Below are 14,321 nucleotides of genomic sequence, written 5' to 3'. Positions count from 1 at the left end.
ACATGGCGATCGATCTCGACGTCGCACTGGGAGCGGAATTCGGCCAGGTCGAGTTCTCCTGGACCGTAACCAATGTGCAGCTCTACAACCTGGCGCTGGGCGCCGGTTCGGACCCGATGGATCCGCGTGAGTTGAGCTATGTGGTGGACGGCAAGCCGCAGGTGCTGCCGACCTTCGGGTGCGTCGCCGCCTCGTTCAACGAGGTGGACCCGCCCAAGGTGAGCTGGCCCGGTATCGAGATCGATCTGGCCAAGATCCTGCACGCCTCCGAGAAGGTGACCGTGCCGGCGCCGCTGCCGCCGGCGGGCAGCGCCCGCGCAGTCAGCCGGATCCTCGAGGTGTGGGACAAGGGCAAAGCCGCGGTTGTGGTGCTCGAGACCTCAGTGACCAGCACCGACGGCACACCGCTGTGGACGCAGCACCGGTCCATCTTCGCTCGCGGCGAGGGCGGCTTCGGCGGTGAGCGCGGTCCGTCGACGTCGAGCGAGCTGCCCGAGCGGGCCCCGGATTTCGAGATCGACATCCCGGTATCGCCGCAGCAGGCCCTGCTCTACCGGCTCTGCGGCGACCGTAATCCGCTGCACTCGGACCCGGCCTTCGCGGCCGCGGCGGGCTTCGACCGGCCCATCCTGCACGGGCTGTGCACCTACGGCATGACCTGCAAGGCGGCGGTGGACACCGCACTGGACGGCGACGCCGGGGCGGTCCGTTCCTTTGGTGCCCGGTTCGCCGGAGTGGTCTTCCCGGGCGAGACGCTGCGGGCGCGGCTGTGGAAGGACGGCGACCGCCTGCTCGGCAACGTGGTGGCACCCTCGCGTGACGATGCCGCCATCCTCAACGACGTGGAGCTCGTCTCGGCCTAACTGCACCCCGGCGCGCCCGTCGGCCACCGTGCGTGGCCCCCTAATTGAAAATGACTTTCATCTTCGATATGGTGATCGTCATGACGGCGCCGGTATGGATGGCATCTCCCCCGGAGGTGCATTCGGCGGCGCTGAGCAGCGGTCCCGGGCCCGGCCCCCTGCTGTCAGCCGCGGGCGCGTGGTCATCGCTGAGCCTTGAGTACGCCGCGATCGCAGAAGAGTTGCGGGACGTGCTGGGAGCCACTCAGGCGGCGGCGTGGCAGGGCCCCAGCGCCGAGCGCTATCTCGCCGCACACCTGCCGTATCTGGCCTGGTTGGCCACGGCCAGCGCGGACAGTGCCGCGCGGGCGTCTCAGCACGAAACGGCGGCCGCGGCCTACGTCACCGCATTGGCGGCCATGCCCACCATGCCCGAGTTGGCGACCAACCACGCCGTCCACGGCGTCCTGGTCGCCACGAACTTCTTCGGGATCAACACCATCCCGATAGCGGTCAACGAAGCCGACTATGTCCGGATGTGGGTCCAGGCCGCCACCACGATGGCGACCTACGAAGCCGTCGCCGGCGCTGCTGTGGCCTCGGGCCCCCAGCCCGCCGCGGCACCGCCGATCGTCAACGCCGAGGCCGATCACGACCACGACGACCACGACCACGACGACCACGACGACCACGACCACGACCACGACCACGACCACGACCACGGGGGAACCCACGGCGACCTGGATCCGACCGACCCGGAATGGTGGAAAGCATTCGCCGTTGAGCTGGGCGAATACGCCGAGATCATCATCAACGACCTGCTGACGAATCCCGCTGCCCTGTTGACCGATCTGCCGATGATCATGGCGGATCTGACCTTCCACGCCAGCCAGATCGCAGCGACACTGACCCAGTTCGCCCCCGCGCTGCTGCAGCCCGCGCTGGGCCTGGCGATCGGCAATCTGGGGTGGGCTGCCGGTCTGGCCGGACTCGCCGGAATCCAGCCTCCCCCCACCCTGGCCGCCGAGGCCCTGCCCGCGCAGAATCCGTTGGCCTCCGTGGGTGCAGGCAATACGTCCACCACCGTCGCCAACACCGCTGCGGCGCCGGCCACAGCGGGCTCGGTATCGGCACCGGCCACCGGCGCAGCGTCGGCGTCGGCACCGCCGGCAGCTCCGCCGGCGGGCGGCAGTCCGGCGTTCTTCCCGCCGTATGTGATCGGGCCTCCCGGCGCGACCGGCCGGATGCCCGCCACGACTCGCGCTCACGCCGTGCGGAAGGCACAGACTCCGGAAGCAGCCGCCGAGGCCGCAGCCGCAGCCGCCCGGGATCGGTCCCGGGCCCGTCGACGCCGCAAGGCGCGCGGGCACGCCGACGAGTACATCCGGGTCTATGCGGACGCCGTACCGGAACCCGACACCACACCCCTGGCCTCCGACCGCAGCGCGGGGCCCCTGGGATTTGCTGCGGCGCAAACCAAGCCGGGTCTGGCCGCAACGGGTTTGGCGACATTGGCCGCCGTCGGCCTCAGCGACGGGCCCCGCCTTCCGCTGTTACCCGAGAGCTGGGGCGCCGAACCTAGCCCAGGATCAGACCCGACGTAGGCACCCCGGTTCCGGCGGTCACCAGCACATGCTCCACGCCGTCGACCTGGTTGACCGAAGTGCCGCGCAGCTGGCGCACACCCTCGGCAATGCCGTTCATGCCGTGCACGTAGGCCTCGCCGAGCTGACCGCCGTGGGTGTTGATCGGCAACCGGCCGCCGAGCTCGATGGCACCGCCGGCGATGAAGTCCTTGGCCTCGCCCTTGCCGCAGAATCCCAGCTCCTCCAGCTGGATCAGCGTGTAGGGGGTGAAGTGGTCGTAGAGCACCGCGGTCTGGATGTCGGCCGGCGTCAGACCCGACTGAGACCACAGCTGCTTACCCACCAGGCCCATCTCGGGCAGCCCGAGCTCCTCGCGGTAGTAGGAGTACATGGTGAACTGGTCGGCCCCGGAGCCCTGTGCCGCCGCTTCGATGATCGCCGGACGATGCTTAAGGTCGCGGGCCCGCTCGGGTGTGGTGACCACGATTGCCACCCCGCCGTCGGTCTCCTGACAGCAGTCCAGCAGCCGCAACGGCTCGGCGATCCACCGGGAATTCTGGTGATCCTCAAGGGTGATCGGCTTGCCGTAGAAGTGCGCCTTGGGGTTGGTCGCCGCGTGCTTGCGGTCGGCCACCGACACCACGCCGAAATCGGCGCTGGTGGCGCCATATTCGTGCATGTAACGCTGGGCGATCATCGCCACCGACGCTGCCGGGGTGCTCAGCCCGTGCGGGTAGGACCAGCTGTACTCCACGCCGCGCGAGTCGGCGTTGACCGTCAGACCAGTCATCACCTGGCCGAACCGGAACTCCGAGCGCTCGTTGAAAGCCCGGTACGCCACCACGACTTCGGCGACCCCGGTCGCGACCGCCATGGCGGCCTGCTGAACCGTCGCCGCGGCGGCACCACCGCCGTAACCGATCTGGGAGAAGAACGTCAGTTCGCCGATCCCGGTGGCGCGCGCGACGGCGGTCTCCAAGTTGGAGTCCATGGTGAAGGTGACCAGACCGTCGACGTCGGAGGGCTTCAGGCCCGCATCGTCGAGGGCGTCGAGCACCGCCTCAGCGGCCAGGCGCAGTTCGCTGCGGCCGGATTCCTTGGAGAAGTCGGTCGCGCCGATCCCGGCGATAGCCGCCTTACCGGACAGCATCATTCCTCCCCGAGGGTGAGAGTGGCGGTGGCGATGACGTGGTCGCCAAGACTGTTGTTGCCCACGACTTTCACGGTGACCAGACCGTCTTCCACCGCCGTCACCTCACCGGAGAAGGTGACCGTGTCGTAGGCGTACCACGGCACACCCAGCCGCAGCCCGATCGAGCGGATGATCGCGTTGGATCCGGCCCAGTCGGTGATGTAGCGCTGCACCAGACCGGTGTCGGTCAGGATGTTGACGAAGATGTCCTTGGAACCCTTGGCCTGCGCCTTGTCCCGGTCGTGATGCACGTCCTGGTAGTCGCGAGTGGCGATGGCCGTGGAGACGATGAACGTCGGGTCACCGTAGATCTTCAGCTCGGGCAGCTTGGTGCCCACGTCGGCAGTCACAGTGCTCATGCCCCGTCTCCTTCCACAGGCTCCCAGGCGTACAGAGACCACGCGGGACCGACATCGCTTGCGGGGAAGTCGAGGAAGGTTGCGCGAACCGGCATGCCGATCTTCACCGCGGCTGCGTCGACGCCGCGGAGCTCCCCGAGCATTCGCACCCCCTCTTCGAGCTCGACCAACGCGATCACGAACGGCAAGCTGCGGCCGGGAACCTTGGGCGCGTGGTGCACCACGTAGCTGAACACCGTTCCGCGGCCGCTGGAAACGACGTAGTCGGTGGTCTCGGTCTTGTCTTTCCAGACCGCCGGCACCGGCGGATGCTGCAGGCTGCCGTCCGGGCGGAGCTGGATGCGCAGCTCGTGTGCGGCCACCCCGTCCCAGAAGTACTTGGAGTCCCGCGACCATGACGGGCGCATCATCTTGTCGGGGTCGAGATCCTCGGGCACCGCAGCCGGCGCGGAGTCCTGCGCGCTCTTGTCCTTCGGCAGGAATTTCAGAATGCGCCAGATCATGTCGGCGACGTTCTCTTCGCCTACCCACCAGCGGATCTTCTGGGTGACGAAGTACCCCTCGCCCAGCCCGGTCTGCTTGGGGCCGACGATGTCGGTCACCTCGGCGGTGACGCTGACCTCCTCGCCGGGGCGCAGGTAGCGGTGGTAGGTCTGCTCACAGTTGGTGGCCACCACGCCCACGTATCCGGCGCCGTCGAACAGTTCCATGACCTTGCCGAGCGGATCGTCGGCGGGGCGCTGCCCGCCCAGACCCATCATCGTCCAGACCTGGATCATGGCCGGCGGGGCGACGATTCCGGGGTGGCCGGCCGCCTGTGCGGCCGCCTCGTCGGTGTAGATCGGGTTGGCGTCGCCGATCGCGTCGACCCAGTGCCGAATCATCGGCTGGTTCACCGGATCCCGGCCGGTCCGCGGCTTGCTGCGGCCAGAGGCCAGTATCTGCTCGATCCCAGAGGAAAGGTCGCTCATCTGTCTCCTCGACTCATCGTGGCACTCGCGGGACCTTCAGACCGGAGGCCGCGATCATCTCGCGCATCACCTCATTGACCCCGCCGCCGAAGGTGATGACCAGGTTGCGCTTGGCCATCTTGTCCAGCCAGGTCAGCAGTTCTGCGGTCTCCGCATCGGCGGGGTTGCCGTACTTGCCGACGATCTCCTCGGCGAGGCGGCTGACTTCCTGGATGCGCTCGGTGGAGAACACCTTGGTGGCCGCGGCATCGGCGACGGCGATGGTCTCGCCGGACGACGCCACCTGCCAGTTCAGCAACTCGTTGATCCGCCAGATGGACTTGATCTGTCCGAGCAGACGTTGCACATCCTGGTGCTCGATCGGCGTGACCCCGTCCGAGCCGGGCTTGGATGCCCAGGTGCGTACCTGGTCATAGATGCCGGCGACGCGGCCCGCCGGGCCCAGTCCGACCCGTTCGTGGTTGAGCTGGGTGGTGATCAGCTTCCAGCCACCGTTCTCTTCGCCCACCAACATGTCTGCGGGCACGCGCACGTCGTTGTAGTACGTCGCGTTGGTGTGATGCGCACCGTCGGACAAGATGATCGGGGTCCAGGAGTAACCCGGGTCCTTGGTGTCGACGATCAGGATCGAGATGCCCTTGTGCTTGGCCGCCGTCGGATCGGTGCGGCAGGCCAACCAGATGTAGTCGGCGTCATGTGCGCCGGTGGTCCACATCTTCTGGCCGTTGACGATGTATTCGTCACCGTGGCGGACCGCGGTCGTGCGCAGCGAGGCCAGGTCGGTGCCGGCGTCGGGCTCGGAATAGCCGATGGCGAAATGCACGTCGCCGGAGAGAATTCCGGGCAGGAACTTCTTCTTCTGTTCCTCGGTGCCGAGTGCCTGCAGGGTGGGGCCAACGGTCTGCAGGGTGACCATCGGCAGCGGGATGTCGGCGCGGTTGGCCTCGTTGATGAAGATCTGCTGCTCGACCGGGCCGAAGCCCAGGCCGCCGTACTCCTTCGGCCAACCGACCCCCAGCTTGCCGTCGCTGCCCATCCGCTTGATCACCGCGCGGTAGGCCTCATTGTGCCGGTCGGACTCCATCGCCGCAGCCTCTTCGGGCGTGATGAGAGTCGAGAAGTATTCCCGCAGTTCGGCTTGCAGCGCGCGCTGCTCGGGCGTCAGGTCGATGAACATTACGCTCCCACCAAATCGAGACGATGCGACGGACCACCCAACAGCCGAGTCAGATCCTTGATCGAGGAGTAGTAGCGGTCCATCGGGTAGGTGATGTCCATGCCCATGCCGCCGTGCAGGTGATGGCAGAGTCGCATGGCCGGCGCGGCCTGCGAGGTGAGCCAATACCCCAGGATGTTCAGATCCTCGTCGGCGTCCAGCCCCTCGGTCAGCCGCCACAGCGCCGAGGTCGACAGCAAAGAGATTGTCCGCGAGGCGATGTAGACCTCGGAGAGCTGCGCGGCCACGGTCTGGAATGTCGACAGCGGACGGCCGAACTGCTCACGGGTCGCCACGTAGTCGGCGGTCAACCGCAGGGCGCCGGCCACCAGACCGGCCGCGAAGGCTCCGGTGGTCGCCAGCGCCAACTGGTTGACCTGTCGCGCGGTGGCCCCGTCGAGCACATCGGCGGTCTCGATCGCGACGTCGGTGAACGTCACCACATATTCGTCGGAGCCGTTGGAGGTGGGGGTCTTGGTGACCGTCACACCTTCTGCGGCGGGAGAGACGACGACCACCGCCTTATCGGCGGTGACGAGCAGGCTGGCCGCCGCCTCGGCATACGGCACACCGACTTTGGTGCCGTTGAGCCTTCCGTCCGCGTAGGTGGTGTGGGGGTGCTCCGGCAGCTGACGACCCGGTTCGTTCAACGCGGCCGACAGCACGGCACCGGCGGCCACATTGGCCAGGTAACGGTCCTGCTGAGCCTCGCCTGCCAGCTCCAGCAGCGGCACCAGAGCGAGCCCGAGGGTGGCCAGGGCGGGGCTGATGGTCCCGTGGCGGCCGATCTCGGTCAGTGCCGTCGCGACTTCGGACAGGCCGAGGCCGTCGCCGCCGAGCCGTTCCGGAACCGCCAGGGCCGTCACCCCACCGGCGACCAGCGCATCCCAGCTGTTGTCGCGGTCGAGTACCGATGTCACCACATCGGCGACAGCCTGCTGCGCCGGGTTCGGTGTGAAATCCACCCGAATCCTCCTTGATTCGTCTACGCCGACAGCCTGCTCAGTGCGCGACCGGGCACTTGCCCGAGTAGTCGACCTGCCAGTGCTTGATGCCGTTGAGCCAGCCGGACTTCAGCCGCTCCGGCTCGCCGATCGGCTTCAGGTCGGGCATGTGGTCGGCGACCGCGTTGAAGATCAGGTTGATGGTCAGGCGGGCCAGGTTGGCGCCGATGCAGTAGTGCGCCCCGGTGCCGCCGAAACCGACGTGCGGGTTGGGGTCACGAAGGATGTTGAAGGTGAACGGGTCGTCGAACACCTCTTCGTCGAAGTTGGCCGAGCGGTAGGACATCACCACACGCTCGCCGGCCTTGATCTTGACGCCGGAGATCTCGGTGTCGACGCTCGCCGTGCGCTGGAATGCCGAGACCGGTGTGGCCCAGCGGATGATCTCGTCCACCGCGGTCTGCGGCCGTTCCCGCTTGAACAGCTCCCACTGGTCGGGGTTCTGCGAGAACGCGATCATGCCGTGGGTGATCGAGTTGCGGCTGGTCTCGTTGCCGGCCACCGCCAGCATGATGACGAAGAAGCCGAATTCGTCGTCGCTGAGCTTCTCGCCGTCGATGTCGGCCTCGATCAGCTTGGTGACGATGTCGTCGGTGGGGTTCTTGCCCCGCTCCTCGGCCATCTTCATGGCGTAGCTGATGACCTCGAACGATGACATCGCCGGGTCAACGTCGGCGTACTCCGGGTCCTCACCGGCAGTCATCTCGTTGGACCAGCGGAACAGCTTGTCCCGGTCGTCCTGGGGCACGCCAAGCAGTTCGGCGATGGCCTGCAGCGGCAGTTCGCACGACACCTGCTCGACGAAGTCACCGGTGTTGGCCGCCGCGGCGGTCTGAGCGATCTTCTGCGCGCGCGCCTTCAGCTCATCCTCAAGCCGCGACAAAGCGCGCGGGGTGAAGCCCCGGGAGATGATCTTGCGCAGCCGGGTGTGGTGCGGCGCATCCATGTTCAGCAGGACCGCGCGCTGCAGGTCGACCGCTTCACGAGTCATGTCCTGCGGCCACACCGGAATCGCACCGTTCATGGCGCTGGAGAAGACGTCGCTTCGCAGCGAGACGTCCTTGACGTCCTTGTGCTTGGTCACCAGCCAGTAACCCTTGTCGCCGAAACCACCGGTTCCCCCGGGAACGTCGACCCAATGCACCGGTTCCGACTTACGCAGCTCAGCGAGCTCTTTGACCGGTAGCCCCTTCAGGCTCATCTCGGAGTCGAGGAAGTCGAAGTCGCTGGGGATGGCGGGACAACCCATGTGTCTACTCCTAGGGTGTTCAGTAGGTACCTGTGCGGGTTCGACGACGTTTGAACCCGGAAGCAGGGACAACACCGTCTAGTGCCTGATTGCGACCATTGAAACACGCCCCGACCGCAGATCAAAGGCGGTGGCGCATCCTCGCTTGTCAGAGTAATGAAACGTGTTCTAGCCTGGCCGCATGGGTAATCCTGTCATCGTCGAAGCCACCCGCAGCCCTATCGGTAAACGTAACGGCTGGTTGTCCGGTCTGCACGCCACCGAACTGCTCGGGGCGGTGCAGAAGGCACTGGTAAACAAGGCCGGGATTGACGCGGGCAGCGTCGAGCAGGTCATCGGCGGCTGTGTCACCCAGTTCGGCGAGCAGGGCAACAACGTCACCCGGCAGTCCTGGCTGGTGGCCGGGCTGCCCGAGCATGTCGGCGCCACCAGCATCGACTGCCAGTGCGGCAGCGCGCAGCAGGCCAACCACCTGATCGCCGGCCTGATCGCCACCGGCGCCATCGACATCGGCATCGCCTGCGGCGTCGAGGCGATGAGCCGCGTGCCGCTCGGCGCCAACGGCGGCGGCGCCCGCGCGGCGTCGTGGGACATCGACCTGCCCAACCAGTTCGAGGCGGCCGAGCGCATCGCCAAGCGCCGGGGCATCACCCGCGCCGACGTCGACGCGCTCGGGCTGCGGTCGCAGCAGCTGGCCAAGCAGGCTTGGGCCGAGGGCCGGTTTGACCGGGAGATCTCCCCGATCGAAGCCCCCGTGATCGACGAGAACAAACAGCCCACCGCCGAGTTGAACATCGTCAGCCGCGACCAAGGCCTGCGTGACACCACGGCCGAGGGCCTGGCGGCACTCAACCCGGTCATGGAGGGCGGTATCCACACCGCGGGCACCTCGTCGCAGATTTCCGACGGCGCCGCCGCGGTGCTGTGGATGGACGAAGACAAGGCCAAGGCCTTGGGCTTTAAGCCGCGGGCCCGGATCATCAGCCAGGCCAATGTCGGCGCCGAGACCTACTACCACCTCGACGGCCCGGTGCAGTCCACCGCCCGGGTGCTGGAAAAGGCCGGGATGAAGATCGGCGACATCGACCTGGTCGAGATCAACGAAGCCTTCGCCTCGGTGGTGCTGTCCTGGGCTGCGGTGCACAAGCCCGACATGGATCGGGTCAACGTCAACGGTGGGGCGATCGCGCTGGGCCACCCGGTGGGTTCCACCGGCAGCCGGCTGATCACCACGGCTCTGCACGAACTCGAGCGCACCGACTCCTCGACCGCGCTGATCACCATGTGTGCCGGTGGGGCGCTGTCCACCGGCACCATCATCGAGCGAATCTAGTGGCCCCGGTCCCGGACACCGACCGCGTCGCGGCGGCCCAGGCCTACATCGACGCACTTGTCAGTCACGACGCCTCTGCGGTCCCGTTCGCACCTGACTGCGTCCGGATCGAGGTGGGACTCAAGACCGGTTTCTCGGGAAATCATCTGCGGCGCAGCCTTAATCGAGGGCCGCAGTTTCGGGTGATCTCGGCGGCCACACTGCCGAAGTACAGCATCGACGGCGACGACGTGCGGGCGGTCTACGACATCATCACCAAGCCGTCGCTGTTCGGGATGCGGGTCTGTTCGCATGTCGACGAGGTTTTCCGCATTCCCGCTGACAGCCCGGACGGCACTGCGGTGATTCATCACATCCGCGCGGGGATTCGTCCGTTCATCCACCGTTAGAGTGAGCCCGTGAGCAACCCACCCGAGAAGCCGAAGTCGCTGGATTCGCCGGTCACCGGAACGATCATCAAGTGGATGTCGCGGGCCAACACCTGGGCCTACAAGGCGACCGGCGGCCGGGTTGGCGGCAAATGGCGGCTGGGCTCCAAGCATTTCGGTACGGTGCCCGAGGTCGGGATCCTCACCACCATCGGCCGCAAGTCCGGTCAGCCGCGGGAGTCTCCGCTGCTGTTCCTGCGCGAAGGTGACCGGGTGATCCTGGTGGCTTCCCAAGGCGGGCGCGCCACCAACCCGATGTGGTACCTGAACCTCAAGGCCAACCCACAGGTGTCATTCCGGATCCGCAGCGAGGTGTTGTCGCTGCGTGCCCGGGACGCCAGCGACGCCGAGCGGGCCGCCTATTGGCCCAAGCTCGACAACATGTACCCCGACTTCGCCAACTACCGCGCCTGGACCGATCGGGAGATCCCGATCGTGATCTGCGAGCCCTGACGGGGCGTCGTTGCCGGCTCGCGCACGTGAGCCCTGAAGTCCCCGCGTTGTAGCGCGCCCAGACCGCACGTCGTGCGGATTTCCCAGCAACCCTGTTCCGCGCGGGCACCATCGCCCGGGGCTGTGTCCTTTCCGGCCGCGTCTGCGGCGAGGCATACGACCGTCTGCGCACCAGAGTTCGTTCCAGGCCACCGTAGCCACCCACCAGGCAATGGCCGACAGGCCCCGCACGCCATGCGTGCGGGGCCTGTCGGTACTGCTTCTCTGTCGAGCGTCGGGACCTCGATCAGTAGTTCGCGCCGTACGCGCCCTGGTGGCCCATACTGCCGCCCTTGCCCGTGCCGCCGTCGGAACCGTCCTGGCCGTTCGGCCCGCCGATACCACCGGAGCCACCCTGACCACCGATCGTTCCGGCGGCGCCACCCTGACCACCGGGACCGCCCTTGCCGCCGTCCGGGTGTTCTTCGGTGCCCTGGCCGCCGGTACCGCCGGTACCGCCGCCGCCGCCCGTCCCGGCGCCACCGCCGTTGCCGCCGTTACCGCCGGCGCCGGTGTTGCCGTTGGCTGCGGTGCCACCGTTTCCACCATTACCGCCGTCGCCGCCGATACCGCCGCCGCCGCCAGGGCCGCCCTGGTAGCCGGTGCCGCCACCGGCTTCACCGGTCTCACCACTTTGGCCCGGGCCGCCACGGCCGCCGGAACCGCCGACACCGCCGTGACCGCCGGCACCGCCGTCGCCCGAGTTCCAGCCGCCCAGGCCGCCGTCGCCGCCGTCACCACCGACACCGCCGATTCCACCGGTGTAGCCCGGGCCGCCCTTGTCCGGCGAGGTACCGCCGGTAACGCCCTGGCCACCGGCGCCGCCGTTGCCGCCCTTACCGCCGTTACCGTCGGGTCCGGCGTTGCCGCCCTTACCGCCGTTGCCGCCGGCTTGACCGGTCTGGTGCTCACCGTTGCCGCCGTTGCCGCCGTTGCCGCCGTTACCGGTGTCGAGCGCCTCAGCGCCCTGCTGGCCGTCAGCAGCCTGACCACCAGCACCGCTGCCGCCCTGACCGCCGGCCCCTGCGGCACCGCGCTCACCGCCGTCACCACCGGCACCACCGGCGCCCGCAATCGGGTTCAGGCCACCGCCGGCACCGGCACCGCCGTCACCGCCGTTGCCCGCGGCACCGGCCGCACCACCGTCGCCACCGACACCGCCGACACCCTGGCCACCGGCACTGCCGTTGGTCGCCGAACCACCGGCGCCACCGTCGCCACCGGCGCCACCCTTGCCGCCGTCGCCACCGTTACCGCCGTCGCCACCGGCCGAACCGTCGCCGCCACTGCCGGCCACTGCATCGGCACCCGTCGAACCATTGGTCCCGGAGCCGCCGGCACCGCCGACGCCACCAGCACCACCGGCACCACCGACGCCACCGTCACCGGACAGTGAGCCGCCCTTACCGCCGGCACCGCCGGCGCCACCGGCACCCGCGTCACCACCGGCAGTGCCGTTGCCGTCACCGTCGGTGACACCGGCAGCACCATCCGCACCGGCACCACCGGCGCCACCGGCGCCACCGTTACCGATCGTCCCGGCGTTACCGCCGGCACCGCCGGCGCCGCCGGACTGGCCGAAGCCTTCGCCGTCGCCGCCCTTGCCGCCCTTGCCACCGTTGCCGGTACCGGGGGCATCAGCGCCCTGCTGGCCGTCAGCAGCCTGACCACCGGCACCGCTGCCGCCCTGGCCGCCGGCACCCGCGGTACCGCGGTCACCGCCGTCACCACCGGCACCACCGGCGCCCGCGGTCGGGTTCAGGCCACCGCCAGCACCGGCACCACCGTCGCCACCGTTGCCCGCGGCACCGGCGGCACCACCGTCGCCACCGACGCCACCGACACCCTGGCCACCGGCACTGCCGTTGGTCGCCGAACCGCCGGCACCACCGGCGCCACCGGCGCCACCCTTGCCGCCGTCGCCACCGTCGCCACCGTGGTCGCCGGCCGAACCGTTGCCGCCACTGCCGGCCACTGCGTCGGCACCAGCCGAACCGTTGGTTCCGGAGCCGCCGGCACCGCCGACGCCACCGGCGCCACCGGCACCACCGACGCCACCGTCACCGGCCAGTGAGCCGCCCTTACCGCCGGCACCGCCGGCGCCACCAGCACCCGCGTCACCACCGTTGGTGCCGTTGCCGTCACCGTCGGTGATACCCGCAGCACCATCAGCGCCCTTACCACCGGCGCCGCCGGCGCCGCCGTCGCCGACCGTTCCGGCGTTGCCACCGGTACCACCGGCGCCGCCGGACTGACCGAAGCCCTCGCCGTCGCCGCCCTTGCCGCCCTTGCCACCGTTGCCGGTACCGGCTGCCTCAGCGCCCTGCTTGCCGTCAGCAGCCTGACCACCGGCACCGCTGCCGCCCTGGCCGCCGGCACCGCCGGTACCGCGCTCACCGCCGTTACCGCCGTTACCACCGGCACCCGCAATCGGGTTCAGGCCACCGCCGGCACCGGCACCGCCGTCGCCGCCGTTACCCGCGGCGCCGGCAGCACCACCGTCGCCACCGACGCCGCCGACACCCTGGCCACCGGCACTGCCGTTGGTCGCCGTACCGCCGGCACCACCGGCGCCACCAGCGCCACCCTTGCCGCCGTCGCCACCGGTGCCACCGTCGCCACCGGCCGAACCGTCGCCGCCACTGCCGGCCACTGCATCGGCACCAGCCGAACCGTCGATCCCGGAGCCGCCGGCACCGCCGACGCCACCAGCACCACCGGCACCACCGACGCCACCGTCACCGGCCAGTGAGCCGCCCTTACCGCCGGCACCGCCGACGCCACCAGCACCCGCGTCACCACCGTTGGTGCCGTTACCGGAACCGTCGGTGATACCCGCAGCACCATCAGCGCCCTTACCACCGGCGCCGCCGGCGCCGCCGTCGCCGACCGTTCCGGCGTTGCCACCGGTACCACCGGCGCCGCCGGACTGACCGAAGCCCTCGCCGTCGCCGCCCTTGCCGCCCTTGCCACCGTTGCCGGTACCGGGGGCATCAGCGCCCTGCTGGCCGTCAGCAGCCTGACCACCGGCACCGCTGCCGCCCTGGCCGCCGGCACCGCCGGTACCGCGCTCGCCACCGTTACCGCCGTTACCACCGGCACCCGCGGTCGGGTTCAGGCCGCCGCCGGCACCGGCGCCACCGGTACCACCGTTGCCCGCGGCACCGGCTGCACCACCGTCGCCACCGACGCCGCCGACGCCCTGGCCGCCGGCACTGCCGTTGGTGGCCGAACCACCGGCACCACCGGCGCCACCGGCGCCACCCTTGCCGCCGTCGCCACCATTACCGCCGTCGCCACCGGCCGAACCATCGCCGCCACTGCCGGCCACCGCGTCAGCACCAGCCGCACCCTCGATCCCGGAGCCGCCGGCACCGCCGACGCCACCACCACCACCGGCACCACCGACGCCACCGTTACCCGACAGTGAGCCGCCCTTACCGCCGGCACCGCCGGCGCCACCAGCGCCCGCGTCACCACCGGTAGTGCCGTTACCGGAACCGTCGGTGATACCCGCAGCACCCGCGGCACCCGTGCCGCCGGCGCCGCCGGCGCCACCGTTGCCGATCGCCGAACCGTTACCACCGGCACCACCATCGCCACCATTGGCACCCGAAGCAGCCAACGGGTCAGCGGCCGCGTCATAACC

General features: G+C 69.3%; 12 protein-coding genes. 5 read left to right on the top strand and 7 right to left on the bottom strand.

Going from position 1 to position 14,321, the window contains the following annotated elements; all coding sequences use genetic code 11:
- Positions 1-2 precede the first annotated feature (2 nt).
- Together chsH3 and AWC18_RS08345 are read left to right on the top strand one after the other, a co-directional pair.
- Complete coding sequence (chsH3, locus tag AWC18_RS08350; protein ID WP_085138388.1) at positions 3-863, top strand: enoyl-CoA hydratase ChsH3; 861 nt, start codon at positions 3-5, stop codon at positions 861-863.
- Positions 864-943: 80 nt separating this feature from the next.
- On the top strand, positions 944-2,446 hold the full coding sequence (locus AWC18_RS08345) for a PPE domain-containing protein (RefSeq protein WP_109560030.1): 1,503 nt from the start codon (positions 944-946) through the stop codon (positions 2,444-2,446).
- Here the strand turns inward: AWC18_RS08345 and ltp2 are convergent.
- The 6 genes from ltp2 to AWC18_RS08315 are packed head-to-tail and all read right to left on the bottom strand — an operon-like array spanning position 2,421 to position 8,419.
- Positions 2,421-3,578 carry a 17-hydroxy-3-oxo-4-pregnene-20-carboxyl-CoA lyase gene (gene ltp2, locus AWC18_RS08340; protein ID WP_085138387.1) on the bottom strand — a complete coding sequence of 386 codons (1,158 nt, stop codon included), beginning with the start codon at positions 3,576-3,578 and terminating at the stop codon, positions 2,421-2,423. The two genes, AWC18_RS08345 and ltp2, sit on opposite strands and share 26 nt — an antisense overlap.
- On the bottom strand, positions 3,578-3,979 hold the full coding sequence (locus tag AWC18_RS08335) for a MaoC family dehydratase (protein WP_064996439.1): 402 nt from the start codon (positions 3,977-3,979) through the stop codon (positions 3,578-3,580). The genes ltp2 and AWC18_RS08335 overlap by 1 nt, the downstream gene beginning before the upstream one ends.
- Entirely contained in the window at positions 3,976-4,950 is a 975-nt protein-coding gene (locus AWC18_RS08330; RefSeq protein ID WP_085138386.1) for a bifunctional MaoC family dehydratase N-terminal/OB-fold nucleic acid binding domain-containing protein, read from the bottom strand. The genes AWC18_RS08335 and AWC18_RS08330 overlap by 4 nt, the downstream gene beginning before the upstream one ends.
- A 13-nt stretch (positions 4,951-4,963) precedes the next feature.
- Entirely contained in the window at positions 4,964-6,127 is a 1,164-nt protein-coding gene (fadE29, locus tag AWC18_RS08325) for an acyl-CoA dehydrogenase FadE29 (protein ID WP_085138385.1), read from the bottom strand.
- Positions 6,127-7,131, bottom strand: a complete 1,005-nt coding sequence (locus AWC18_RS08320) for an acyl-CoA dehydrogenase family protein (protein ID WP_085138384.1) — start codon at positions 7,129-7,131, stop codon at positions 6,127-6,129. The genes fadE29 and AWC18_RS08320 overlap by 1 nt, the downstream gene beginning before the upstream one ends.
- Before the next feature lie 37 nt (positions 7,132-7,168).
- Positions 7,169-8,419 (bottom strand): cytochrome P450, encoded by a 1,251-nt coding sequence (locus tag AWC18_RS08315; RefSeq protein WP_064996435.1) that lies wholly within the window; start codon positions 8,417-8,419, stop codon positions 7,169-7,171.
- A gap of 181 nt (positions 8,420-8,600) precedes the next feature.
- Between AWC18_RS08315 and AWC18_RS08310 the strand changes: the two genes are divergently transcribed.
- Genes AWC18_RS08310 through AWC18_RS08300 form a run of 3 tightly spaced genes read left to right on the top strand, consistent with a single transcriptional unit; the run spans position 8,601 to position 10,633 of the window.
- On the top strand, positions 8,601-9,752 hold the full coding sequence (locus AWC18_RS08310) for a steroid 3-ketoacyl-CoA thiolase (RefSeq protein ID WP_064996434.1): 1,152 nt from the start codon (positions 8,601-8,603) through the stop codon (positions 9,750-9,752).
- Complete coding sequence (locus AWC18_RS08305; protein ID WP_064996433.1) at positions 9,752-10,141, top strand: DUF8021 domain-containing protein; 390 nt, start codon at positions 9,752-9,754, stop codon at positions 10,139-10,141. Before AWC18_RS08310 ends, AWC18_RS08305 begins: the two co-directional genes overlap by 1 nt.
- A 9-nt stretch (positions 10,142-10,150) precedes the next feature.
- The gene (locus AWC18_RS08300; RefSeq protein ID WP_064996432.1) at positions 10,151-10,633 is read left to right on the top strand and encodes a nitroreductase family deazaflavin-dependent oxidoreductase; all 483 of its coding nucleotides are present in this window, start codon (positions 10,151-10,153) and stop codon (positions 10,631-10,633) included.
- A 286-nt stretch (positions 10,634-10,919) separates the two neighbouring features.
- Here AWC18_RS08300 and AWC18_RS21635 read toward each other — a convergent pair.
- Positions 10,920-14,321 (bottom strand): PE family protein (locus AWC18_RS21635; RefSeq protein WP_165757987.1); only part of this gene is annotated, 3,402 nt, incomplete at its 5' end.

The organism is Mycolicibacter nonchromogenicus (assembly GCF_002101775.1).
Taxonomy (GTDB): domain Bacteria; phylum Actinomycetota; class Actinomycetes; order Mycobacteriales; family Mycobacteriaceae; genus Mycobacterium; species Mycobacterium nonchromogenicum.
Note: the sequence above shows the minus strand (reverse complement) of the source record. Positions and strands in the feature narration are given on the sequence as shown.

Bases quoted from the DNA above. Each gene is read 5' to 3' on its own strand.
- AWC18_RS08330 (WP_085138386.1), bottom strand. From the start codon at position 4,950: ATGAGCGACCTTTCCTCTGGGATCGAGCAGATACTGGCCTCTGGCCGC.
- chsH3 (WP_085138388.1), top strand. From the start codon at position 3: ATGGCGATCGATCTCGACGTCGCACTGGGAGCGGAATTCGGCCAGGTC.
- AWC18_RS08315 (WP_064996435.1), bottom strand. From the start codon at position 8,419: ATGGGTTGTCCCGCCATCCCCAGCGACTTCGACTTCCTCGACTCCGAG.
- AWC18_RS08310 (WP_064996434.1), top strand. From the start codon at position 8,601: ATGGGTAATCCTGTCATCGTCGAAGCCACCCGCAGCCCTATCGGTAAA.
- fadE29 (WP_085138385.1), bottom strand. From the start codon at position 6,127: ATGTTCATCGACCTGACGCCCGAGCAGCGCGCGCTGCAAGCCGAACTG.
- AWC18_RS08335 (WP_064996439.1), bottom strand. From the start codon at position 3,979: ATGAGCACTGTGACTGCCGACGTGGGCACCAAGCTGCCCGAGCTGAAG.
- ltp2 (WP_085138387.1), bottom strand. From the start codon at position 3,578: ATGCTGTCCGGTAAGGCGGCTATCGCCGGGATCGGCGCGACCGACTTC.
- AWC18_RS08345 (WP_109560030.1), top strand. From the start codon at position 944: ATGACGGCGCCGGTATGGATGGCATCTCCCCCGGAGGTGCATTCGGCG.